The following is a 22460-nucleotide window of genomic DNA, read 5'->3' as shown; positions in this document are numbered from 1 at the left end:
CGGTCCCTGGTGGTCGATCCCTGGTGATCAGTACGCGCGCTCCAGCAGGCGGTGCAGCTCCGCCGCGTTCCGCGACGGCCGCTCCCGGTCCCCGGCCCACTTCGCCAGCCACCACAGCAGTCGTTCGCGGTGCCGGCCCGGTCTGCGCGCGATGTCCAGCAGCAGCGCGCCGATGGCGTCCAGGGAACCGGGGCAGGCGTCCGCGTAGTCGTCGATCCAGGCGCGCAGGGCCGTCAGCGCGGCGTCCTGGACGGGCCGCCTGGCCAGCGCCCGCGCCCACAGCTCGGCCAGCCGCTCGCGGTGCCGGGGCAGGCCGCTCAGCAGCAGTGGCACCCCGGCCGCGCCGGCTCCGGCGTCCGCCGGCTCGGCGCCGCCCGGCCGGTCGTACGGCCCGGCGCCGCCCGGCCGGTCGTACGGCCCGGCGCCGCCCGGCCGGTCGTACGGCTGGGAGACCGCGAACACGAACGCGGACAGCGACTTGACCACCATCGGCGACAGGTCCTGCGGCTCCGACCAGTCCAGGTAGGCGTCCAGCAGATGGCCCGCCCGGTCCTGGTGGACCAGGTGCAGCCCTCCCCAGGCGACGGCGGGCAGGGTGCCCCAGTCGTCGCCGCGGTCCAGGGCGGCGCGCAGCACCGCCACCGCCCGGTCGGGCGCGCCCCGGCCCAGAAGGCCGCCCACGGCGTTGGCCGCGGTCCCGGCGAGGCGCCGCTCGTAGGCGGACGTACCGCCCCGGGCCCAGTCGTGCAGCAGCCGCCACACCGGCTCGGCGGTCTCCGGGCGGCTCCCGGCCACCCCCAGAGCGGTGGCGGCGGCCTGCCGCAGCGGCCAGGAGGTGCCGCCCGCCCAGGACTTGAGGAACCGGTGCAGCGCGTAGTGGTGGTCCGCCCAGGCCAGGACACCGGCGGCCACCGCCGCCCGGGCGCGCACCTCCAGGTCGGCGTGGCTCAGCAGCCGCCGCAGCCATTCCAGGACGGCGTCGCGCCGGCCGTCGAGGCTGCTCCAGGCGTACGCGAGGACCACCTGGCCCAGCAGCGCGCTGCGGAACCGTACCCGCGGCGGGCCGGCGGCGCCCGCCCCGCCGTCCGGCAGGTCCAGCCGGATCCACTGCTGTTCGTGGCCGAGCCGGTCGCGGAACCGCACGTCGGCCGGGGCCGGTTCGGGCGCGGTGAGGGCCGCGCGCAGCCGGACCGCGGCGTCCGCGACGGTCAGGTAGCTGCTCTCCTCCAGCACGGCGGCCGCGAGGGCGAAGGCCAGCGCCTCGGGCTCGCGGTACTGGTCGAACCAGGCGCGCACCTGGTCGCTCGGGTCGCGCAGGGCGGCCACCGCCGCCGCCACGTCCCCCTCCGCCCTGATCACGGAGGCGAGGTGGACGGCGTGCCGGGCCGCGGGCTGTTCGCGCAGCGCGCCGACGGCGCCGCTGGACTCCAGCAGCCGGCGCAGGTCCGCGCGGGCCTCCGGATCACCGCTGTGGCCCAGGACCCGGCGCTCGGCGACGGCCAGCGGGTCGACCGGGGTGAGCCGGTGGCGGGCGACCGCCTCGCCCCCGGGACCGCCGGCGGCCACCGCGAGGTCGTGTCCGCCCACCAGCACCAGATGGCAGCGCCCGGCCCGCAGCGCGGCGACCACGGCGGCCAGTTGGCGGATGCCGGCCCCGGGGCCCGGTCCGTCCCACGGCGCCGGGCCGGCCGTCCCCCGCACGCCGAACGCCGCCGAGAACGCGCCCACCCCGGCGGGGCCGTCCTCCAGCACCGCCAGGTAGCCGCACTCCTTGACCGGTGGCTCCCAGCCGGGGGCGAGGACGGCGGCGGGGTCCAGCAGCCGGGCGCAGCCGCCCTCGGCCGAGCCGCTGAGCGCCATGGCCTCGGCGAGCAGGTTCACGGCCGCCGCCGTGCGCCCGCTGCCGGGCGGACCGGTCAGCACCAGGAGCCGGTGCTCGCACAGGTCGTCCAGCGCCTCGTCGTAGTGGTCGGGCTGGACGAACAGGTCCGTGTGCTCGGCCAGTTCGGCCGCTTCCAGCGGCAGGACGGACGTGCTGCCGCGCGGGCCCGCGCCGGCCGCCCGGTCCCCGCGCCCGCTCCCTCCGGTGTGGAAGCCGCCGCCGAAGCTGACGGCGTCGTTGAACAGTGCGAGGGTGCCGATCCGGGTGCCGGAGGCGTCGGCGTTCAGCCGCTGGGCGATGGCGTCGGCGATGGCGCCGACGCGCAGCGCGTCGGACCGCTCGGACTCGTCGCGCCCGCCGCCGTCGGCCAGCGAGCGCAGCGCCTCCGTCTCACTGACCGGCCCGTCGTGGTCCTCGCCGTCGGGCCGCCGCTGTTCGGGGGTGGCCGCCCCGGGGCCGTCGTCGGGACCGGCGGTGTCCTTCGGGTCCCTGGGCGACCCGGCGTCCTTGACGTCCCTGCCGTCCTTCGTGTCCTTGGCGGCGGGGCCGGTGGTGCCGTGCCCGCTGGCGGGCGTCTCGGCGGGGAATTCCTCGCTCATGGTTCTCGGGCTTCCGGGGCGGGTGGGGGAGGGCGGGTCCGGGGTGTGCGGCGGGGGTGGTGATCGGCGTTCCCGGCGGGTGCGGCCCCGGCGCGCGGGGTCCGCGGGAGGTGGGCGGCGGGGTGGGGAGGTGCGGCCCGGTCACCGCCCGGGCCGGGGCGCACGGCCCGGGGGCCGGTGCGACGGACGTGCGACGGACGTGGTGCGACGGACGCGGTGCGGAGCCGTGCGCGGGTCGCCGGGCGGGTGCGTGCCGGGCGGCCGGTGGCCGGATCCCCGTCCCGTTCCGCTCGCGGCCCTGTCCCGGGGGGCGGGGCCGTCCGCGCGGGCGGGGAGGCCGTACGAACGGCGCGGCCCGGTCCCGGGGACGCCGCGTCCGGGCACCGGCGGGTGCGCGGACGGCGGCGCGCGGGTCCGGCCGTCAGGACACGTTCCAGTCCCCCCGCACTTCGACCTTCTCGTTGAACACCTGGGCGTTCTTGATCAGGGCCGCGCTGACCTGGGCACCGCCCCGGCCCTGGGCCGCGACCGCCTCGTCGACCAGGCGCCGCATCTCGGTCTCGAACTCCCGGTCGCGCAGCATATGGGCGGCGAGCGCGCGCTCCAGGTCCTCCTGGGCGTCGCGGTCGTCGGGCGCCCGGGTCACCCGGTCGAGCGCGCCCTCCGCCTGCACGTCCCCCCGGAACCGCGTCCGGATGCGCTCCACGAGCCGCGCCGCGCCGGCCCACGAGGACCGACCGGCTTCCTGCCCGACCGATTCCAGGACTCCCTTGGCCACGAGCGCGACACCCGCCGCCGCGACGGCCGTCACCGGATCCATAGTTCTCCCCCGAATTTCCCGCAGGTGCAGGTGAGTCAATTTAGGGGCGCCCCGTCCCTCCCGAGACCTCCCGGGGGACAATGGCCGAAAGTCGCCCAACGTCGGCCAGTCGGGGGCGTGTCGACCCGCTCAGGCGGGCTGGAGCAGGTCCCAGCGGTTGCCGTACAGGTCCTCGAAGACCGCCACCGTGCCGTACGGCTCGTGCCGGGGTTCCTCCAGGAAGCGCACCCCGCCGGCCAGCATCCGCGCCCGGTCGCCGGCGAAGTCCTCGGTGTACAGGAAGAAACCGAGCCGCCCGCCGGCCTGCGCCCCGACACCCGCCTCCTGGACCGCGTCCCGGGCCCGGGCCAGCAGCAGCCCGGTACCGGCGGTCGCGCCGCGCGGCCGGACCACGACCCACCGCGAGCCGTCGCCGCGCGGGCTGTCCTCGGCCAGCACGAAACCGAGCGGGCCGGTGTAGAAGGCGATGGCCTCGTCGTAGTCGCGGACGACGAGGGTGACCAGGGCGATGTACGGCATGGGGGGGAGGTTATACGTATGACCACCCTTGCGACAATGCCCTCCATGGACGCACAACAGCTGGCCGCCCTCGCCGCCAGGGCGCGCCGTCTCGCGGTGCCCGGCGAACGGCGGGTCCTGGGCCTGGCCGGTGCCCCCGGCGCGGGCAAGTCGACCCTCGCCGCCCGGCTGGTCGAGAGCCTCGGCGGGGCGGCCGTCCTGGTCCCCATGGACGGGTTCCATCTCGCCGGGGCGGAGCTGCGGCGCCTGGGCCGGGCCGGGCGCAAGGGCGCTCCCGACACCTTCGACGCCGCCGGGTACGCGGCCCTGCTCGCCCGCCTGAGGGCCGCCGAGCCGGACGTCACCGTCTACGCGCCCGCCTTCGACCGCTCCTTGGAGGAGCCGGTCGCCGGGAGCATCCCGGTCGCCCCGGAGGTGCCGCTCGTCGTCACCGAGGGCAACTACCTGCTCCACGACACCGGACCCTGGGCGCCGGTCCGGGCGCTCCTGGACGAGGTCTGGTACCTGGACCTGGACGACCACCGCCGGCTGGGCCGGCTGGTGGAGCGGCACGTCCGGTTCGGCAAGGACCGGGCGGACGCGGAGCGCTGGGTGGCGGAGTCGGACGAGGCCAACGCCCGGCTGGTGGCCGCCGGCCGCCACCGCGCCGACCTCGTCGTACCCGTCGGCTGACCACCCGCGGCCGGGCGGGCGGCGCCCCGTCCCGCGACCGTTGGGTTCACTCACCGGCCGGCCGGCTCACCGGCCCGCCGACCTCGGGCCCACCGGGCCCGGCACCGCGACGGGCGGCCCCGGGCCCGGTGACCCCTGGGCCGCCCGTCCGGACGGCGCCCCCACGGATCCGGCGCCCCGTCAGGTGTCGTCGCCGAGCACCACACAGGACTCCGGCGGCAGCCGGAGCACCCCGTCGCCGCCCACCACCTCGACCGGCTCCCAGGCCGCCAGCACCCGTCCCGGGCCGCCCAGCGGGATGTCGGCCGGCTCGGGTCCGAGATTGACCGCGACCCTGAGGTCCCCGCGGCGGTACGCCAGCCAGCGCGCGCCCTCGTCGTGGGCGACCCGCACGGCGGCCAGGTCGGGGTCGGTCAGATCGGGCTGGGCGGCGCGCAGCGCGATCAGCTCGCGGTGCCAGGCCAGCAGCCGGGCGTGCGGCGCCCGCTCCGGCTCCGTCCAGTCCAGGCACGACCGGTCGCGGGTCGCCGGGTCCTGCGGGTCGGGAATGTCCTCCTCCGCCCAGCCGTGCGCCGCGAACTCCCGGCGCCTGCCGTTGCGCACCGCCTCGGCCAGCTCCGGGTCCTGGTGGTCGGTGAAGAACTGCCACGGGGTGCCCGCGCCCCATTCCTCGCCCATGAACAGCATCGGGGTGAACGGCCCGGTCAGGACCAGTGCCGCCGCGCAGGCCAGCAGCCCGGGGGAGAGCGAGGCCGACAGCCGGTCACCCAGGGCCCGGTTGCCGATCTGATCGTGGGTCTGGGCGTAACCGAGGAAACGGTGGGCGGGGGTGTGCTCGCGGTCGACGGGACGCCCGTGGGTGCGGCCGCGGAAGGCCGAGTACGTCCCGTCGTGGAAGAAGACATGGCCGAGGGTCTTGGCCAGGGCGGCCAGCGGGGCACGGGCGAAGTCGGCGTAGTAGCCCTGCGACTCGCCGGTGAGGGCGGTGTGCAGCGCGTGGTGGAAGTCGTCGTTCCACTGGGCGTGCAGGCCGAGGCCGCCCGCCTCGCGGGGCCGGGTGGTGCGCGGGTCGCACAGGTCGGACTCGGCGATCAGGAACAGCTCCCGGCCCTGCGCGGCGCCCAGTTCGTCCACGGCCGCCGACAGTTCCTCCAGGAACGGCAGCGCCCGGGTGTCGGCCAGCGCGTGCACCGCGTCCAGCCGCAGGCCGTCGATCCGGTAGTCCCGCAGCCAGGCCAGGGCGCTGCCCAGCAGGTAGGCCCGCACCTCGTCGGATCCGGGCGCGTCGAGGTTCACCGCGGCGCCCCACGGGGTGTGGTGGGTGTCGGTGAAGTACGGGCCGAAGGCGGGCAGGTGGTTGCCCGAGGGGCCCAGGTGGTTGTGCACCACGTCCAGCACCACGCCCAGCCCCAGGCCGTGCGCGGTGTCGACAAAGCGCTTGAGTGCCTCCGGGCCGCCGTACGGCTCGTGCACCGCCCACAGCGAGACCCCCTCGTACCCCCATCCGTGCGTGCCCGGGAACGGGCAGAGCGGCATCAGCTCCACATGGCTGACACCCAGCTCCACCAGGTGCTCCAGCCGTGCGGCCGCCGCCTCCAGCGTGCCCTCGGCGGTGTAGGTGCCGACGTGCAGCTCGTAGAGCACGGCACCGCGCAGCCCGCGCGCCGGTGACGGGTGCCGCCAGGGGTACGCCGTGTGGTCCACCACCGCGCTGAGCCCGTCCGGCCCGTCCGGCTGGCGGCGCGAGCGCGGATCGGGCAGCACCCGGCCGCCGTCCAGCGCGAAGCCGTACCGCGCCCCCTCGGCCGCCTCCGCCTCGGCCACCCACCAGCCGTCGCGCTCCTCGTCCCGTTCCAACAGGTGGGTGGCTCCCTCAAGTCGGAGCTCGACCCGCTCGGTCGCCTTCGGCGCCCACACCTCGAACAGCACTGGTGTTTCCCCTCGTCGTCGTCACTCCGTCCGGCGGTCCCGGTCATCCTGGCAAGATCGCCCAGGGGAAGCACGGCACTTGGCCGAACGGGCCGGGCCCCGTCACACCACCGGTTGGTCCCGGCCCTTCTGGACACCTCGGGCCATCCCGGCCGACAATCGCCGGGTGACCTCCACCTTCGAGCCCCACGCGCACCCCGCTCGGCTGACCGACGCCGAACGGGACCGCGCGCTCGGGCTGCTCCGCGAGGGCGCGGCGCAGGGCAGGCTGTCGCACGACACGTTCCTGCGGCGCATGGAGCTGGCCCTGGTCGCCCGCCACGGTGACGAACTGGCGGCGCTCACCGCCGACCTGCGTACCGAAGGCCGCTGGAGCAGGCGGGTGTTCGGGGCGGTGGAGCGCGCATCGGCTTTCACGGCCCGGCTCGGCCGGGCCTGGCAGGCCGAGCGGCTGCCCAAGCTGATGCTGCCCGAACCCGGCCCGTACCCGCTGCGGATAGGCCGCGACCCGGCGAACGGCCTGCGCCTGAGCCACGACACGGTCTCCCGCTCCCACGCCGAACTGAGCCTGCGCGGCGGCCGGTGGGTGCTGCGCGACCTCGGCTCCACCAACGGCACCACCGTCAACGGGCACCGGGTGACCGGCGAGACCGTCGTCCGGTCCGGTGACATGGTGTCCTTCGGGCAGATGGCCTTCCGGCTCGCCACCCGCTGACCGCTCGCGCTCACCGCTCCGGCCGGCGGACCAGCAGCGCCACCGGCCGGTCGGCGAACAGCTCCGAGGCCGCCACCGGCCCGGCGAACTCCCGGCCGCCGGCCACCCCGTCGTACCACCGCCCCGGCGGCAGCGTCAGCGAGGTGTCGCCCCAGCCGCCCGTCTCCGCCAGCCGCAGCGAGAGCCGGGTCACCGCCGTGACGACCTCCCCGGAGCGGCAGAAGGCCAGGCAGTGCCCGGCGGCCGGACCGGACGCGGACAGCGGCTCGTAGGTGCCCGAGGACCCGAACACCTCCGGACGCTCCCGGCGCAGTCGCAGCGCCGCCCGCGTCAGGGCCGTCTTCTCGTCGGGCGGGCCCCCGGTGAAGGGCCGCCGGTTGTCCGGGTCGACCAGCGCCAGGTACTCCCGCTCGGTGTCCTGGTAGAGGTCCGGCACGCCCGGCATCGTCAGGTGGACCAGCGCCGCGCCCAGCGTGTTGGCCCGGATGCAGGGCGCCAGCTCACGGGCCAGCAGCTCCACCGTGCCGGCCTGCTCGCCGGCCGGGCCGTCGGCGGTGAAGTCCGTGACCGCCCGCTCGTACGCCTCGTCCGGCTCGGTCCAGCTCGTGCGCAGCCCCGCCTCGCGTACCGACTTCAGCAGCGCGGGCCCCAGCCGGTCCGCGTCGGCGCGCCCGAGGCCGAGCGCCGTCTGCCACGCCGTCCACGCCAGGTGCGCGTCCGGGCCCGGCGCGCGGGCGGCCACGTCGGCCAGCAGCTTCGCCCACCGCTGCGGGCACTCGGACAGGACCGCGATCCGCGCCCGCACGTCCGCGCTGCGCTTGGTGTCGTGCGTGGACAGCACCGTGCCGGTGTCCGGCCAGTCCCGGGCCAGCCGCGCGCAGTACGCGTGGAACTCCGCCGGGCGCACGGCCGGCCGGTCCGGCTCCCCGCCCACCTCGTTGGCCGAGATCAGCGGTGTGTACCGGTAGAAGGCGGTGTCCTCGACGGACTTGGCGCGCAGCGCGGACGAGGTCTGGGCGAACCGGACCCGGAACGCCCGGTGGTCCGGGCCGTCCCCGAGCCGGCCCAGCGCCAGGTCCCGTACGACATCGACGGCCGCCGCCTCCTCGGGCACCGAGTAGGTGGCCTTCGCCTCACGCGCCGCCCCGGTGGTGAGGACGTCGTCCGCGCCGGTCCCGTACGGGCGGTAGACCGGCACCCGGATCAGCAGCTCCCGCACGGCTGCGCGCAGCGCCCAGGGCGCGTGGTCGCGCAGGGCCGGCTCGGCGGCGCAGATCCGGGCGGCGGTCCCGGTCAGGTGGGCGACCTCGGCGGCCAGCTCGTGGGTGACCACCTTGTAGGCGGCCCGGCGTGCCGTCGCCTCCCAGTGGCCGCCGCGGTCCCCGGCGGGGCCGGCGAACCGCCGGTACAGCGCGGCCAGTTCCGCCGCCCCCGGTTCGTCGACGAACAGGCCGTCGACCCGGCGGAGCGCGTCGTAACCGGTGGTGCCCGCCACCGGCCACCGCGCGGGCAGCCGCTCCTCGCCGGTGAGGATCTTCTCCACCACGATCCAGCAGTCCGCGCCCGTCGCCGCGCGCAGCTCCCGCAGGTACGCCCCTGGGTCGGCCAGCCCGTCCGGGTGATCGATCCGCAGTCCCTCGACGACCCCGTCGCGCACCAGCTCCACGATCTTTCCGTGGGTCGCCCCGAACACCTCGGGGTCCTCCACCCGTACCCCGATCAGGTCGGAGATGGTGAAGAACCGCCGGTAGTTGAGCTCGGTCCGGGCCAGCCGCCACCAGCTCAGCCGGTACCACTGGGCGTCCAGCAGCTCGGGCAGCGGCAGGTCCTCCGTACCGGCGCGCAGCGGGAACTCCTGCTCGCCGTGGCGCAGCCGGCCCTCCGTCACCCGGAAGTGGGGCAGTTCATCACCGATCCGGCCGCCCAGCACCGGCAGCAGCACCTTGCCGCCGCCGGCCGTCCAGTCGATGTCGAACCACCGGGCGTACGGGGAGGCGGGGCCCTCCCGCAGTACCTCCCACAGGGCGCGGTTGTGGCGCGGCGCGGCGGCCATGTGGTTGGGGACCAGGTCCACGACCAGGCCCAGGCCGTGCGCCCGGGCGGTGCGCGCGAGCTCGCGCAGGCCCGCCTCACCCCCCAGCTCCTCGCGCACCCGGCTGTGGTCGGTGACGTCGTACCCGTGGGCCGAGCCGGGGACCGCCTCCAGGACCGGTGACAGATGCAGGTGCGACACCCCGAGCGAGGCGAGGTAGGGCACCGCTTCCCCGGCGGCCGAGAACGGGAAGTCCGGCTGGATCTGGAGCCGATAGGTGGAGGTGGGCGTCATGCGAACGTACGTACCCGCTCGGCGCGCTCCTGTCCCCTCACCCCAGCCGTTTTACGCCCGACGCCACGTGGTGTTCGGGTGCTGTTCGGGCGCGCCACGGGACCGCCGCCGCGCGCCGGGCCGCCGTGCCGGCCGTCCGCTGACCGGCCGGCGCGGGGGTTCCGCGGTCCCGGCCCCCCGCCCGGCCGGTCGTACGGCCGTGGCGGCCGTTACGCCGGACGGCGCAGTACCGTCAGGCTGCGCCCGATCAGCCGGAGGCGGTCGCCCGCCGCGACCTTGGGCCCCTGTCCCGGCTCGATGCCCTCGGTCACGGCCGTGTCCACCACGATCTGCCACTGGCGTCCGTGGTTGACCGGCACCGCGAAGTCCAGCTCCTCGGCGCTGGCGTTGAACATCAGCAGGAACGAGTCGTCGGTGATCCGTTCCCCGCGCGGCCCCGGCTCCGAGATGGCACTGCCGTTGAGGAACACCGACAGCGCCTTGGCGTGCGCCGCCTGCCAGTCCTGGGCGGTCATCTCCTGCCCCTCCGGAGTGAACCAGGAGATGTCCGACAGCTCGTCGTGCGTGCCCTCCACCGGCCGTCCGTGGAAGAAGCGGCGGCGGCGGAAGACCGGGTGGTCGCGCCGCAGCCACACCATGGCGCGGGTGAACTCCAGCAGGGTCCTGGCTTCCGCCGAGTCCGGCTCCGGCCAGCGCACCCAGGAGACCTCGTTGTCCTGGCAGTAGGCGTTGTTGTTGCCGCCCTGCGTGCGCCCGAACTCGTCGCCGTGGCTGAGCATGGGCACGCCCTGTGAGAGCATCAGGGTGGCGATGAAGTTGCGCGTCTGCCGGGCCCGCAGCTCGGTGATCCCGGGGTCGTCGCTCTCGCCCTCGGCGCCGCAGTTCCAGGAGCGGTTGTGGCTCTCACCGTCCCGGTTGCCCTCGCCGTTGGCCTCGTTGTGCTTGTCGTTGTACGAGACGAGGTCGCGCAGTGTGAAGCCGTCGTGGCAGGTGACGAAGTTGACGGAGGCCAGCGGGCGCCGCCCGTCGTCCTGGTACAGGTCCGACGACCCGGTCAGCCGGGAGGCGAACTCCGCCAGCGTGCGCGGCTCGCCCCGCCAGAGGTCCCGCACGGTGTCGCGGTACTTGCCGTTCCACTCCGTCCACAGCGGCGGGAAGTTGCCCACCTGGTAACCGCCCTCGCCGACGTCCCACGGCTCGGCGATCAGCTTGACCTGGCTGACCACCGGGTCCTGCTGCACCAGGTCGAAGAACGACGACAGCCGGTCCACCTCGTGGAACTGGCGGGCCAGCGTCGCCGCGAGGTCGAAGCGGAACCCGTCGACGTGCATCTCGGTCACCCAGTACCGCAGCGAGTCCATGATCAGCTGGAGCACGTGCGGGGAGCGCATCAGCAGCGAGTTCCCGGTGCCGGTGGTGTCCATGTAGTACCGGGGGTCCTCGGTGAGCCGGTAGTACGAACTGTTGTCCAGGCCCCGGAAGGAGAGCGTGGGCCCCAGGTGGTTGCCCTCGGCGGTGTGGTTGTAGACCACGTCCAGGATGACCTCGATGCCCGCCTGGTGCAGCGCGCGGACCGCCGACTTGAACTCCAGCACCTGCTGGCCCCGGTCGCCCCAGGACGCGTAGGCGTTGTGCGGGGCGAAGAAGCCGATGGTGTTGTAGCCCCAGTAGTTGGCCAGTCCCGCGTCGGCCAGCCGGTGGTCGTTGACGAACTGGTGCACCGGCATCAGTTCGAGCGCCGTGACCCCCAGCTCGGTCAGGTGCTCGATCACCGCCGGGTGCGCCAGCCCCGCGTACGTGCCGCGCAGCTCCTCCGGCAGGGCCGGATGGAGCATGGTCAGGCCCTTCACATGGGCTTCGTAGATCACCGTCCGGTGGTAGTCGGTGCGCGGCGGGCGGTCGTCGCCCCAGTCGAAGTAGGGATTGACGACGACCGACGCCATGGTGTGCGGCGCGGAGTCGAGGTCGTTGCGGGAGTCCGGCCTGCCGAAGTGGTAGCCGTACACCGCCTCCCCCCAGTCCACGGCGCCGGCGACCGCCCGCGCGTACGGGTCGAGGAGCAGCTTCGCGGAGTTGCAGCGCTGCCCGTGCTCCGGCGCGTACGGCCCGTGGACCCGGAACCCGTAGCGCTGGCCCGGCATCACGCCGGGCAGGTACGCGTGCCGTACGAACGCGTCGGTCTCGCGCAGCTCCACCGCGGTCTCGGAGCCGTCGTCGTGCAGCAGACACAGCTCGATTCGGTCGGCGGCCTCCGAGAAGACCGCGAAGTTGGTTCCGGCGCCGTCGTACGTGGCACCGAGGGGATACGCCTGTCCCGGCCAGACCTGCATAGATAAGACTCTTCCACTTCTGATCCGGCTGCTGGGGGTCACTTGAGCCAGATCCTCCACGAAAGTGGTGCAACCTCCTAGGACTTCGGTCGGTCCTACCGGGTGACCACAAGGGGATAGAGGTGCAAACATTCCCAAACTAGTCCACCTCCCCCCGGTGAAACCGGTGGTCAGCGGCCCATTCTGGGAGAGGCGCCGCGGGGATGGCCGGAAATCACTCTCCCGGGATCGCGCGACGCGCGCCACTCGTCCGGATTGTCCGGTTGTTCATATGGTCACCCTGCCGGGGCGGCGGCCCGGCCGCCGGCCCGGCGGGCCCCCGCCCGACGGGCCGGGCGGGCCCGGGCGGGGGAGGGGTGGCGGGCCGGTGCCGGCGGGCCGCTGGCGGCCCGGCCCGGGCGCGCGTGCCCGGAGCCTATGAATCCGCTCACTCCGGCGCTCCGCCGGGCGCCAAACCGCCGCCCCGGGCGTGGGTGTTGGGAAAGGAGCCTGTGGATACGGCTGCACCGCGTGCCGCTCCCGGAGTACCCTTCCTTGATCGTTGGAGACGGGCGTCCAGGAGCTGAAGGCGGTGCGCGGGTGAGCTCGGGAGGGCTGGAGCTGCCCCCAGGTGACTCAGGTCACGAGGGTGAGGCCACTGACCCAGCGGATGTCCCGCCCGGCGCGGTCTCACTCGCCCGGCCGATGGAGATCGGCGCGGAACTGGACTGGAGCGCGCAGGACTGGAACGAGGTGCGCACCCGCGCCCAGCGCGCGGGGCGGGCGTACATCTGGCTGAATCTTGTCGAGCAGCGGCTGCGCGCCGTGGTGGCGGCCGTCCTGCGGCCGGTCTACGGTCCGGTGCACGGCGAGGACTGGGTGGTGGCGGCGGCCGGTCCCGCCGGCCAGGAGTGGGTGCAGCGGGCCGTCGCCGTGCGGGAGGTCTCCCGCCGCAAGGGCTACCTGCTGGACCCGGCCGACGACAACGTGCTGAGCTTCCTGACCCTGCCCCAGCTGCGTGAGCTGATGGTCCAGCACTGGCCCTGCTTCGAGCCCTACTTCGACGACCGGCGCGATCTGGAGCTGGCCCTGGACGAGCTGGAGGTCACCCGCAACGTGGTCTCCCGCAACCGCGCCCTCTCGCGCACCGTGCTCGACCAGTCGGAAAGGGCCTCCGCCCGGCTGCTGGAGATCCTGGGCAGCGGCGCGGGCGTGCCGTCCGCCCACCGGCTGCCATTCGACGCGGTGGAGGACCTGGTCGGCGACCGGTACGCGGATGTGGTCTCGGTCCATTCCGACCGGGTGCGGCTCCAGCGGCAGCTCCCGGCCGAGGACCTCTTCGGCGGGGCGCGCCGCCTGGACGCCATCGGCATAGGCCTCAACCTCCTGGTGCAGAACTTCTCCGGCCGGCGGCTGGTGCGGCTGGCCGAGTCCGGCTGCCGGGTGCGGCTGCTCTTCCTGAACCCGGCGAGCAGTGCGGTCAAACGCCGCGAAAGGGAGTTGGGCCTCAAGAAGGGCGAACTCAGCCGCTCCGTGGAGATGAACATCCTCCACATGCGCCGGGTGCGCTCCCGGCTGCGAGACCCGGGCGCCTTCGAGATCCAGGTCTTCGACGAGACGCCCCGCTTCACCGCCTACCTGGTCGACGGGGACGGCCCGGACGGGGTGGGCGTGGTCCAGTCCTACCTGCGCCGCGCCCGGGGCATGGAGGCGCCGGTGCTGGTGCTGCGCGGCGGCAGGCGGCCGGTGGTCACCTCCGGCCGGGAGTCCGAACACGGCCTGTTCGAGACCTACCGGGAGGAGTTCGAGTCGGTGTGGGCCGACTCCCGGCCGGTCTCCTGACCCGGCAGTCCGGGCCCGTTGTCAGTGGTGCGTGGGAGGGTGAAGAACCCACAGGGGGGATGCGCACGGCACCACGAAGGAGGACACCATGGGCTGGCACGGGGAGACGCTCGTCGGCTTCGACCTGGAGACGACGGGCACGGAGCCGCTCGAAGCGCGGATCGTGACCGCCGCGGTCGTGGAGGTGCGGGGCGGGGACACGGTGCTGTGCCGGGAGTGGCTGGCCGACCCCGGGGTCCGGATCCCCGCGCAGGCCTCGGCGATCCACGGCATCAGCAGCGAGCGCGCCCGGGCGGAGGGCCGGCCGGTACGGGAGGTCGCCGACGAGCTGGCCGAACTCCTCACCGGGTACTGGAAGCGCGGCATACCGGTCGTCGCGTACAACGCGGCCTTCGACCTCACCCTGCTCACCGCCGAGTTGCGGCGGCACGGGCTGCCCTCCCTGAGCGAGCGACTGGGCGGCGCGCCGATCGGCCCGGTCCTGGACCCGTACACCATCGACCGGGCGGTCGACCGCTACCGCCGAGGCAAACGGAACCTGGAGGCCGTCTGCGGCGAGTACGGCGTGGCGCTGCACGGCGCGCACCAGGCCGCCGCCGACGCGCTGGCCGCCGTCCTGGTGGCCCGCGCGATAGCGGAACGGCACGCGTCGGTGGCCGCCCTGACCCCCGGTGAGCTGCACGAGCGGCAGGTCGAGTGGTACGCGCGGTGGGCGGCCGACTTCCAGAGCTTCCTGCGCCGCAAGGGCACCCCCGACGCGGTCATAGACCCGGTGTGGCCGCTGCGTGAGCCGGCCGCGGTGGCGGGCTGAGCCCGCCCCCTCACCGGTGCTCGGCCAGGAAGTCGAGCAGGAGGGCGTTGACGCGCTCCGGGGTGTCCAGTTGGAGCCAGTGGCCGGCGTCGGTCACCCGCTCGTACCGCCAGGACCCGTCCACATGCTTCTCGGTGCCGGTCATCGACCGTTCGACGAGGTAGGGGTCACCGGTGCTCCACAGGCCCAGGACCGGCCCGGGCAGGGGCGGCAGCGGCTCCGGGGGTTCCTCGGGACCGAACAGCACCTCGGGCGGCAGCCCCGTGCGGTACAGCGACAGCGCCGAGGTGAGCGCGCCCGGCTCCCGCATCCGCCCGATCACCTCCTCCAGGTCCGGGTGGCCGACGAGCGTCTCGCGGAAGTGGGCGAAGTCGTCCCGGGCCAGCCACTCCTCGGCGATGCCCGCGAGCTGGAAGAGCAGGATGTACCAGGAGCGCCGGCGCTGCTCAAGCCCCGCCTTCAGCAGCCCGCCCAGGTGCCCGACCGAGAGCAGCGACAGGCTCGCGACCCGCCGCGGAGCCGCCATGGCCAGTTGCTGGACGACGGCCGACCCCCAGTCGTGTCCGACCAGGTGGACCCGCGCCAGCTCCAGGCGGTCCAGCAGCTCCAGCAGATCGGCCACGAAGCGCTCCGGGGCGTACGCCCCGGTGCCCTCGGGGCGGTCGGAGGCGCCGTAGCCGCGCAGGTCGGGAGCGAGCGTGCGGTACCCGGCGGCGTTCAGCGCGGTGACCTGGTGACGCCAGCAGGTGTGCGTGTCGGGGAAGCCGTGCGCCAGCAGGACGGCCGGGCCGGTCCCGCTGTCCTGGACCTCGAGGGTCACTTCACTGAGCCGTAACCGCACCACAAGACTCCGATCACACGCGGGAGTTGCCGATGTTGATCTGCTCATGATGGCAGAGGCCGGCCGGGCACGACGTGCTGGGTCGTGTCCGGCCGGCCCTCGTCCCACGGCGCGCCGGTGGCGCGCCGTGGGACGCTTTCCGCCGGCCGTGGGCCGTCGGGTGCGGGTGGTCAGTCGACGGAGGTGGCGCCGTTCTCGGACAGGACGTCCTGGAGGATGTGCGACAGGGCGCTGTCGCCCTTGACCGCGGTGGAGTTCTCCGCGCACTGCTGGTTCTGCGTGTCGTTCAGGATGTCCTGAACACCGACGTTGACCAGGGCCACGATGTTCTGCACGTCGGCCTGGACGGGCACGCCGGCGCAGAGCTTGTTGAGCGAGCCCTGGATGAGCCCGATCTGCGGGCTCATGACGCCACCGGTGACGGTGTTCCCGTACGCCTGCTTGGAGAAGTTGCCGTTCTGCGTGTCCACCTTGCCGTCACCCACGGCGGCGGCCGTCGGAACGGCCGCGCCCAGCATGGCCGCCGCGATGCCGGCACCGGCCAGAGCCTTCTTGATCATGTTCAATCCTTCTGGGTCGAGAGGCCCGACCAACCGGGCCCCCTTGCGTAACACGGGAGACGGGCCCGCGTAACGGCTCGGCGATCGGCGATGCCGGGTTCACTCATTTGCCGCCGTCGCGGGGGCATAGGGGAAAGGCGAGTGATCTTGCCTGTGCCGTCCGAGAAGGGAAACCGCAGCAGATGACGATACCCATCCGCAGATCGCGCCCCGCCCGCCCGCCGACCCGCCGTCCGGGCCCCCGGCTCCGCGACGTCACCCTGGGCTTCGGCCTGGTCGCGATCGTCGTCTGCGGTGTCGCGGCCACCGCCAAGGCGGTGGGCGGCGACAGCGGGCAACTGCCGGCCGCGGTGCTGGCGTTGGTCGTCTTCACCGCCGCCGCGGCGGCGGTCGTCCGGGCGGGCCGGCGGTGGCGCGCCCGGACCCCGTACGCGGCCCCGGCTGCGGTCCCGGCCGGCGGCCCGGCAGCCGTCCCCGGGCAGCCCGCCGAGGACGCCGGGTCCGCCGGGCCCGCGCAGGACCTCGCACCCGTGGTGCCCGCCGAGCCCGCCGGAGGCGCCGCACCCGACGCACCGGTCGCGTACGTCGACTACGCGGCCATGGACGGCGCGGCCTTCGAGCAGGCCATAGCCGAACTGTGCGTGCGCGACGGCTGTACGGACGTGGAAGTGGTCGGGGGCGCGGGGGACCTCGGGGCCGATGTGGTCGCCACCGCGCCCGACGGGCGGCGCGTGGTCATCCAGTGCAAGTGCTACGGGCCTTCGCACAAGGTGGGCTCGCAGGACGTGCAGCGGTTCGGCGGCACCTGCTTCGCGGTGCACGGCGCCCACGTCGCCGCCGTGGTGACCACCAGCGAGTTCACCGAGCCGGCCGCCGACTACGCCGGGCAGTGCGGCATCCTCTGCGTCGATCACCGGGCGCTCCACGCGTGGACCGAGGGGACCGGCCCGGCGCCCTGGTACGCGCCGCCCCTCGCGGAGGGCCTGTGACGGTCAGAACGGATACCAGCGGACCCCGGTGTCGCCGTCCCGCAGCGACGCGACCCGGCGGCGGAACTCGGCCAGCGCCCCGGGGTTGTACGGGGCGTGCTGGGCCACCCACGCGCAGCTCGCCGTCTCCCGTGCCCCGCGCAGCACCGCGCAGCCCGGCCACTCGCGCACGTCCCAGCCGTACGCGGCGGTGAACGCGTCGTGGGCCGCCGGGTCGAGGCCGTAGCGGTCACGGGAGAGCGCGAGCACCACCAGGTCGTGCTCGCGCAGGTCGGACGAGAACGTCTCCAGGTCGACCAGGACCGGGCCGTCCGGGCCGATGTGCACATTGCGCGGCAGCGCGTCGCCGTGCAGGGGGCCGGGCGGCAGGTGCGGGACCAGCGCGGCGGCAGCGGCGGCGAACCCGTCCCGGCGCTCCCGCAGATACGCGGCGTCCGCCGGGTCGATCGCGTCGCCCGCCAGCCGCAGCCACCGCTCCACACCGCCCAGCAGGTCGCGCCGGGGAAGGGTGAACGGAGGCTCGGGCAGGCTGTGGATCCGGCGCAGCAGCGGCGCCAGGTCCCGGGGCTCACCGGGGCGTACGGCGTCGGGCAGCCGGTGCCAGACGGTCACCGGGTGGCCGTCCACCAGCAGGGGCTTCGGCTCCGCCGCCCGTACCGCGGGGACGCCCGCCTCCGCCAGCCAGGAGGCGACGGCGACCTCGCGCCCGGCCCGCTCCAGCAGCTCCGCGTCCCGCCCCACCTTCACCACCAGGTCACGCACGGCGAACACGGCGTTCTCGCCCAGCGCCAGCAGCCGGGCCCCGTCCCCCAGCCCGGCGGCGGCCAGGACCTGTCGTGCCCGCGCCTCATCCATCGTCGTCCTCCCGTGCCCCCGGCTGCCCCGGTCCGGCCTCCGCTTCCGGCAAAGTCTCGCATTCGCGCCGGGTGCCTTGACGAACCGACGGCCCGTCAGGACGATGACGCCAGGCCGGGTCCAATTGTACAAAGGGGGCCATTTCGTGACACGGGCGACGGCACCCGCACGGCGTTCCGGCGGGGAAGCCGGCAGGCACCGGCCGGCACCGCAGCCGCGGCCGTCCGGGCCGGCCCCCCGGGCGGTGGACCACGGAGCCTGGTTCCTCGTGCTGCCCGCGCTGATCCCGATCCTTGTCCTCAGCGTCGGCCCGCTGCTCCACGGCATCGCGCTGGCCTTCACGGACGCCCAGTCGGGGCGGACCCGGGCCACCCGGTGGATCGGCACCCGCAACTTCGAGGACCTGCTGCACGACACCCTGTTCTGGGACTCCTTCGGCATCGGCCTGGTCTGGGCGGTCGGCGTCACCGTCCCGCAGTTCCTCCTCGCCCTGGGCCTGGCCCTGCTGCTCGCCCGGGACCTGCGCCTGCGCCGGCTCGCCCGGACCCTGGCCATCGTCCCGTGGGCCATGCCCGAGGTGGTCGTCGGCATGGTGTGGCGGCTCGTCTACCACCCGGACGTCGGCGTCCTCAACGAGACCCTCCGCGACCTCGGCCTCGCCGGCGCGGCCGACGGGCGTGCCTGGCTCACCGGACTCGCCACCGCCCTGCCCGCCGTGATCGTCGTCGGGATCTGGGCGGGCATGCCGCAGACCACCGTCGTCCTGCTGGCCGGGCTGCGGAACACTCCGCGCGAACTCCACGAGGCCGCCGCCCTCGACGGGGCCGGCGCCTGGCGCCGCTTCCGTACCGTCACCTGGCCGGCGCTGAAACCGGTCGCCCTGGCGGTCACGGCGCTCAACCTGATCTGGAACTTCAACGCGTTCGCCCTGGTCTACGTCCTGACCGGCGGTGGCCCCGGCGGCCGCACCCGCCTGCCGATGCTCTTCGCGTACGAGGAGGCGTTCCGCTACGGCCAGTTCGGCTACGCGGCGGCCATGGGCTGCGCGATGGTCGCGGTGATCTCCGTACTGCTCGCCCTCCACCTGGTGGGACGGCTGAAGGGGGACAAGGCGCGATGAGCGCTCTGCGCGGTGGCGCGGCGGCCCGGACCGGTCAGTACCTCGCCCTCCTCGGCTATCTCGGCTTCCTCGCCCTCCCCTTCCTGTGGCTGGTCTCCACCGCCTTCAAACCGGCCCGTGAGATCGGCTCCCCGCACCCCGGCTGGATTCCCCGGGACCCGACGCTCGCCAACTTCCGGCAGGCGTTCGCCGAGCAACCGCTGCTCCAGGCCGCCGGCAACAGCCTGGCCGCGGCGGCCGGCGCCGCCCTGGTCACGGTCGCCCTGGCCGCCCCGGTGGCCTATGTGACGGCCCGCCACCGGGGCCCGCTCGCCACCGTCGCCACCGGGTGGGTCGTGGTCAGCCAGGCCTTCCCCTTCGTACTGGTGATCATCCCGCTCTTCCTGGTCCTGAGGAACCTGCGCCTGGTCAACACCCTCACCGGGCTGGTCCTGGTGTACGTGGTGTGGTCGCTGCCGTTCGCGCTGTGGATGCTCACGGGGTACGTACGAGCCGTGCCGGCCGAGCTGGAGGAGGCCGCCGCCGTGGACGGCGCGGGCCGGCTCCGTACCCTGGTGTCCGTCACCGCGCCCCTGCTGGCCCCCGGTGTCGTCGCCACCGCGCTCTTCGCGTTCATCACCGCGTGGAACGAGTTCTTCTTCGCGCTCGTCCTGCTCAAGACCCCCGAGAAACAGACCCTGCCCGTCGTCCTCACCCATTTCCTGGGCGCGGAGGGGGTCGCCGACCTCGGACCGCTCGCCGCGGCGGCGTTCCTCGCCACGCTCCCCTCACTGGTCGTCTTCGCGGTCGTCCAGAAACGGATCACGGGCGGCACGCTCGCCGGGGCGGTGAAGGCGTGAGGCCGGCGCGCCGGGCGGTCCGGGCCCGACTCACCGCCCTGCTGGTCGTGTTCACGGTCCTCCTGGCCGGCTGCTCCGGCGGCCCGGAGCGGCGCCCGGACGGGCCGGTCGAGCTCCGGTTCCTGTCCCTGGCCTGGCAGAAGGAGTCCGTCGACGCCACCAGGGAGCTGGTGGCGGAGTGGAACGCCGCCCACCCCGGCGTCCAGGTGCGCTACGTCCAGGGCGGCTGGGACAGCGTCCACGACCAGTTGCTCACGTCCTTCGAGGGCGGTGAGGCGCCCGACGTCATCCACGACGCCTCCGACGACCTCGCCGACTTCGCCCACGGCGGCTACCTCGCCGATCTGCGCGGGCTGCTGCCCGCCCGGCTTAAGGCGGACATCCCGCGCCGGAGCTGGCGGACCACCACCTTCGGGCAAGGCGTGTACGGGGTGCCGTTCCTCCAGGAGCCGCGAGTGATCATGGCGAACAAGAAGATCCTGGAGTCGTCGGGCGTCCGGATCCCCACCCCGGCCGAGCCGTGGAGCTGGCCGGAGTTCCGGCGGGTCGCCAAGGAGCTGACGGCGAGGATGGGGGAGGGGAGGTACGCCGTCGCCTGGCCGCTGAAGGAGCCCGTCTCCGTCTCCCTGAACCTGGGCCTGTCGGCGGGCGGGCGGCTCTTCCACCGCGGCGGGGACGGCAGGGTGCGCCTGCGCTTCACCCCCGGGGACGCCGTCGTGCCCGCCACCGTGCGCGGTCAGATCAACACCGACGGCAGCGCCCCGCGCACCACTCTCGGCATGGGCGGCTCCGACACCCTGCCCGGGTTCTTCGGGGGGAAGTACGCGATGGTCCCGCTCGGCTTCTCCTACCGCCAGCAGATCGCGCGGCAGGCACCGGAGGGCTTCGAGTGGACGGTGCTGCCGGCGCCCGCCGGGAGGGACGGCACGGCCCAGGGTGTGAGCCCGCAGACCCTGTCGGTCGCCCAGGAGAGCCCGTACAGGAGGGAAGCGGTCCGGTTCGTCGACTTCCTGCTCCAGCCGCGGAACATGGTGCGGCTCGCCCGGGGCGACTGGATGCTGCCCACCGGTACCCGGGCGCTGGCGGATCCCGCGTTGCGCACGGCGGAGCACGGCTGGGCGACGGGGGTGGCGCTGGCGGAGCTCCTCCGGCCGGCTCCGGCCCAGTCGGTGCGCGGCTACCCGGAGTGGAAGGACAAGGTGGCGACCCCGGCCTTCCAGGAGTACTACAGCGGGGCGATCGGCGCGGCGGAGCTGGAGCGGCGGCTGGTGACCGACGGGAACCTGGTCCTGGCGCGCTACCAGCGCTGAGGCCCGTCCGCCCCAATTCGGTGGACGAGACGTATCGTCTTGCCTATGGTGGCGGCATGACCTCCGCGAGCCCCGCCCACATCGCCATGTTCTCCATCGCCGCCCACGGGCACGTCAACCCGAGCCTCGACGTCATCCGGGAGCTCGTCGCCCGTGGCCACCGGGTCAGCTACGCCATACCGGAGTCGTTCGCCGGGAAGGTCGCCGCGACCGGCGCCGAACCGGTGATCTACACCTCGACCCTGCCCACCGACGACGACCCGGAGGCGTGGGGGACCGACCTGATCGACAACATCGAGCCCTTCCTGGACGACGCGATCCAGGCCCTGCCCCAGCAGGCGGCGGCCTTCGCCGGCGACGAACCGGATCTCGTCCTGCACGACATCACCTCCTACCCCGCGCCCGTCCTCGCCCACCGCTGGGGCGTCCCGGCCGTCTCGCTATGGCCCAACCTCGTGCCCTGGGAGGGGTACGAGCAGGAGGTGGCCGAGCCGATGTACGCGGCGCTCAAGGAGTCACCGCGCGGCCGGGCGTACTACGACCGCTTCACCGCGTGGCTGGCCGGGAACGGCATCACCACGCACCCGGACTCCTTCGTGGCCCGGCCGCGCCGCGCCCTCGTCCTGATCCCCCGGGTGCTCCAGCCGCACGCCGACCGGGTCGACCCGTCCGTCTACACCTTCGTCGGCGCCTGCCAGGGCGAACGCGCCGACCAGGGACAGTGGCGGCGCCCGGCCGGCGCGGAACGGGTGCTGCTGGTCTCACTGGGTTCGGCGTTCACCAAGCAGCCGGACTTCTACCGCGCGTGCGTCCAGGCCTTCGGCGACCTGCCGGGCTGGCACATGGTCCTCCAGATCGGGCGCTTCGTGGACCCGGCCGAGCTGGGGGAGCTGCCGTCCAACGTGGAGGTGCACCAGTGGGTGCCGCAGTTGGCGGTGCTGCGGGAGGCGGACGCCTTCATCACGCACGCCGGGGCGGGCGGCAGCCAGGAGGGACTGGCGACGGGTACACCGATGGTGGCCGTGCCGCAGGCCGTCGACCAGTTCGGCAACGCCGACATGCTGGCCTCGCTGGGCGTGGCCCGCCACATCCCGATGGCCGACGCCACGGCCGGGGCGCTGCGGGAGGCGGTCCTGGACCTGGTCGGCGACCCCGAGGTGGCGCGGCGGGCGCGGGAGATCCGGCTGGGCATGGCGGCCGAGGGCGGTACGCGGCGGGCGGCCGACCTCATCGAGGCGGAGCTGCGCGGCAACCGGAGCTGAACGGGCCAGTCGGAGCGGGCGGGCCCCGGCCGCCCGAGTGCCGGGATCCCGGGCGTGGCCCGGGTGCGGGCGCCCGGGGCCGGCCGGTGGCCCTGCGGCCGGCCGGACCGGACCGGGCCGGACCGGCCGGGGTCGCGGGGCCGTACCCGCGCGAGGCCCCGCGACGGGGCGCCGGGCGGGTCCGCGGGGGGTGACCCGGGCCCGGTCGACGACGCCGGTGAGAGGTACGCGCCGTCGCGCCGGGATGGGTGTCCGGGCAG

The 22460-nt window shown here is 74.6% G+C and carries 18 protein-coding genes; 9 read left to right on the top strand and 9 right to left on the bottom strand.

The annotated features are described in order from the left end of the window. Window positions 1–27: 27 nt before the first annotated feature. The 3 genes from AB0H53_RS10350 to AB0H53_RS10340 form a co-directional block, all read right to left on the bottom strand. Complete coding sequence (locus AB0H53_RS10350; protein WP_362109604.1) at window positions 28–2481, bottom strand: hypothetical protein; 2454 nt, start codon at window positions 2479–2481, stop codon at window positions 28–30. Between the two features lie 421 nt (window positions 2482–2902). Next, window positions 2903–3301, bottom strand: coding sequence for a hypothetical protein (locus AB0H53_RS10345; protein WP_362109602.1), 399 nt, complete (start codon window positions 3299–3301; stop codon window positions 2903–2905). A gap of 129 nt (window positions 3302–3430) precedes the next feature. Continuing rightward, complete coding sequence (locus tag AB0H53_RS10340) at window positions 3431–3820, bottom strand: VOC family protein (RefSeq protein WP_362109600.1); 390 nt, start codon at window positions 3818–3820, stop codon at window positions 3431–3433. 36 nt (window positions 3821–3856) lie between these two features. Between AB0H53_RS10340 and AB0H53_RS10335 the strand changes: the two genes are divergently transcribed. Beyond that, a complete protein-coding gene (locus AB0H53_RS10335; protein WP_362109828.1) occupies window positions 3857–4492 on the top strand; it encodes a nucleoside/nucleotide kinase family protein in 636 nt (211 codons plus the stop codon). Between the two features lie 180 nt (window positions 4493–4672). Here the strand turns inward: AB0H53_RS10335 and treZ are convergent, their stop codons facing one another. Continuing rightward, window positions 4673–6421 carry a malto-oligosyltrehalose trehalohydrolase gene (treZ, locus tag AB0H53_RS10330; RefSeq protein ID WP_362109598.1) on the bottom strand — a complete coding sequence of 583 codons (1749 nt, stop codon included), beginning with the start codon at window positions 6419–6421 and terminating at the stop codon, window positions 4673–4675. Between the two features lie 166 nt (window positions 6422–6587). On the opposite strand from treZ, the gene AB0H53_RS10325 reads away from it, so the two are divergent. Continuing rightward, on the top strand, window positions 6588–7136 hold the full coding sequence (locus AB0H53_RS10325) for a DUF1707 and FHA domain-containing protein (RefSeq protein ID WP_362109596.1): 549 nt from the start codon (window positions 6588–6590) through the stop codon (window positions 7134–7136). 10 nt (window positions 7137–7146) lie between these two features. Here the strand turns inward: AB0H53_RS10325 and treY are convergent, their stop codons facing one another. Together treY and glgX are read right to left on the bottom strand one after the other, a co-directional pair. Next, window positions 7147–9462, bottom strand: a complete 2316-nt coding sequence (treY, locus tag AB0H53_RS10320; RefSeq protein ID WP_362109594.1) for a malto-oligosyltrehalose synthase — start codon at window positions 9460–9462, stop codon at window positions 7147–7149. Between the two features lie 209 nt (window positions 9463–9671). Continuing rightward, entirely contained in the window at window positions 9672–11792 is a 2121-nt protein-coding gene (glgX, locus tag AB0H53_RS10315; RefSeq protein WP_362109592.1) for a glycogen debranching protein GlgX, read from the bottom strand. A gap of 579 nt (window positions 11793–12371) precedes the next feature. Between glgX and AB0H53_RS10310 the strand changes: the two genes are divergently transcribed. Together AB0H53_RS10310 and AB0H53_RS10305 are read left to right on the top strand one after the other, a co-directional pair. Further along, window positions 12372–13613 carry an SAV2148 family HEPN domain-containing protein gene (locus AB0H53_RS10310; RefSeq protein ID WP_362109590.1) on the top strand — a complete coding sequence of 414 codons (1242 nt, stop codon included), beginning with the start codon at window positions 12372–12374 and terminating at the stop codon, window positions 13611–13613. An 88-nt stretch (window positions 13614–13701) separates the two neighbouring features. Then, window positions 13702–14424: a 3'-5' exonuclease gene (locus AB0H53_RS10305; protein WP_362109588.1), complete on the top strand. Its 723-nt coding sequence runs from the start codon at window positions 13702–13704 to the stop codon at window positions 14422–14424. Between the two features lie 10 nt (window positions 14425–14434). On the opposite strand, the gene AB0H53_RS10300 is transcribed toward AB0H53_RS10305, so the two are convergent. Then, window positions 14435–15244 carry an alpha/beta fold hydrolase gene (locus AB0H53_RS10300; RefSeq protein WP_362109586.1) on the bottom strand — a complete coding sequence of 270 codons (810 nt, stop codon included), beginning with the start codon at window positions 15242–15244 and terminating at the stop codon, window positions 14435–14437. Between the two features lie 191 nt (window positions 15245–15435). Next, window positions 15436–15825: a rodlin gene (locus AB0H53_RS10295; RefSeq protein WP_362109584.1), complete on the bottom strand. Its 390-nt coding sequence runs from the start codon at window positions 15823–15825 to the stop codon at window positions 15436–15438. Window positions 15826–16007: 182 nt separating this feature from the next. Here AB0H53_RS10295 and AB0H53_RS10290 point away from each other — a divergent pair, with 182 nt between their 5' ends. Continuing rightward, entirely contained in the window at window positions 16008–16814 is an 807-nt protein-coding gene (locus AB0H53_RS10290) for a restriction endonuclease (RefSeq protein ID WP_362109582.1), read from the top strand. Window positions 16815–16817: 3 nt separating this feature from the next. Here AB0H53_RS10290 and AB0H53_RS10285 read toward each other — a convergent pair whose 3' ends face one another. Then, window positions 16818–17669, bottom strand: coding sequence for an aminoglycoside phosphotransferase family protein (locus AB0H53_RS10285; RefSeq protein ID WP_362109580.1), 852 nt, complete (start codon window positions 17667–17669; stop codon window positions 16818–16820). Window positions 17670–17814: 145 nt separating this feature from the next. Here AB0H53_RS10285 and AB0H53_RS10280 point away from each other — a divergent pair, with 145 nt between their 5' ends. Genes AB0H53_RS10280 through mgt form a run of 4 tightly spaced genes read left to right on the top strand, consistent with a single transcriptional unit; the run spans window position 17815 to window position 22200 of the window. Beyond that, window positions 17815–18789, top strand: a complete 975-nt coding sequence (locus AB0H53_RS10280) for a sugar ABC transporter permease (RefSeq protein ID WP_362109578.1) — start codon at window positions 17815–17817, stop codon at window positions 18787–18789. Next, window positions 18786–19628, top strand: a complete 843-nt coding sequence (locus AB0H53_RS10275) for a carbohydrate ABC transporter permease (protein WP_362109576.1) — start codon at window positions 18786–18788, stop codon at window positions 19626–19628. Before AB0H53_RS10280 ends, AB0H53_RS10275 begins: the two co-directional genes overlap by 4 nt. Further along, on the top strand, window positions 19625–20938 hold the full coding sequence (locus AB0H53_RS10270; RefSeq protein ID WP_362109574.1) for an extracellular solute-binding protein: 1314 nt from the start codon (window positions 19625–19627) through the stop codon (window positions 20936–20938). Before AB0H53_RS10275 ends, AB0H53_RS10270 begins: the two co-directional genes overlap by 4 nt. 56 nt (window positions 20939–20994) lie before the next feature. Beyond that, the gene (mgt, locus tag AB0H53_RS10265; RefSeq protein WP_362109572.1) at window positions 20995–22200 is read left to right on the top strand and encodes a macrolide-inactivating glycosyltransferase; all 1206 of its coding nucleotides are present in this window, start codon (window positions 20995–20997) and stop codon (window positions 22198–22200) included. The last annotated feature ends 260 nt before the right edge of the window (window positions 22201–22460 follow it).

It is taken from the genome of Streptomyces sp. NPDC050856, from assembly GCF_040653855.1.
Taxonomy (GTDB): Bacteria; Actinomycetota; Actinomycetes; order Streptomycetales; family Streptomycetaceae; genus Streptomyces.
Note: the sequence above shows the minus strand (reverse complement) of the source record. Positions and strands in the feature narration are given on the sequence as shown.

Excerpts from the sequence above, each read along its gene's own strand:
- AB0H53_RS10305 (WP_362109588.1), top strand. The coding sequence starts at position 13,702 with ATGGGCTGGCACGGGGAGACGCTCGTCGGCTTCGACCTGGAGACGACG.
- AB0H53_RS10285 (WP_362109580.1), bottom strand. The coding sequence starts at position 17,669 with ATGGATGAGGCGCGGGCACGACAGGTCCTGGCCGCCGCCGGGCTGGGG.
- AB0H53_RS10295 (WP_362109584.1), bottom strand. The coding sequence starts at position 15,825 with ATGATCAAGAAGGCTCTGGCCGGTGCCGGCATCGCGGCGGCCATGCTG.
- AB0H53_RS10340 (WP_362109600.1), bottom strand. The coding sequence starts at position 3,820 with ATGCCGTACATCGCCCTGGTCACCCTCGTCGTCCGCGACTACGACGAG.
- mgt (WP_362109572.1), top strand. The coding sequence starts at position 20,995 with ATGACCTCCGCGAGCCCCGCCCACATCGCCATGTTCTCCATCGCCGCC.
- glgX (WP_362109592.1), bottom strand. The coding sequence starts at position 11,792 with ATGCAGGTCTGGCCGGGACAGGCGTATCCCCTCGGTGCCACGTACGAC.
- AB0H53_RS10345 (WP_362109602.1), bottom strand. The coding sequence starts at position 3,301 with ATGGATCCGGTGACGGCCGTCGCGGCGGCGGGTGTCGCGCTCGTGGCC.
- AB0H53_RS10335 (WP_362109828.1), top strand. The coding sequence starts at position 3,857 with ATGCCCTCCATGGACGCACAACAGCTGGCCGCCCTCGCCGCCAGGGCG.
- AB0H53_RS10275 (WP_362109576.1), top strand. The coding sequence starts at position 18,786 with ATGAGCGCTCTGCGCGGTGGCGCGGCGGCCCGGACCGGTCAGTACCTC.
- AB0H53_RS10290 (WP_362109582.1), top strand. The coding sequence starts at position 16,008 with ATGACGATACCCATCCGCAGATCGCGCCCCGCCCGCCCGCCGACCCGC.
- treY (WP_362109594.1), bottom strand. The coding sequence starts at position 9,462 with ATGACGCCCACCTCCACCTATCGGCTCCAGATCCAGCCGGACTTCCCG.
- AB0H53_RS10350 (WP_362109604.1), bottom strand. The coding sequence starts at position 2,481 with ATGAGCGAGGAATTCCCCGCCGAGACGCCCGCCAGCGGGCACGGCACC.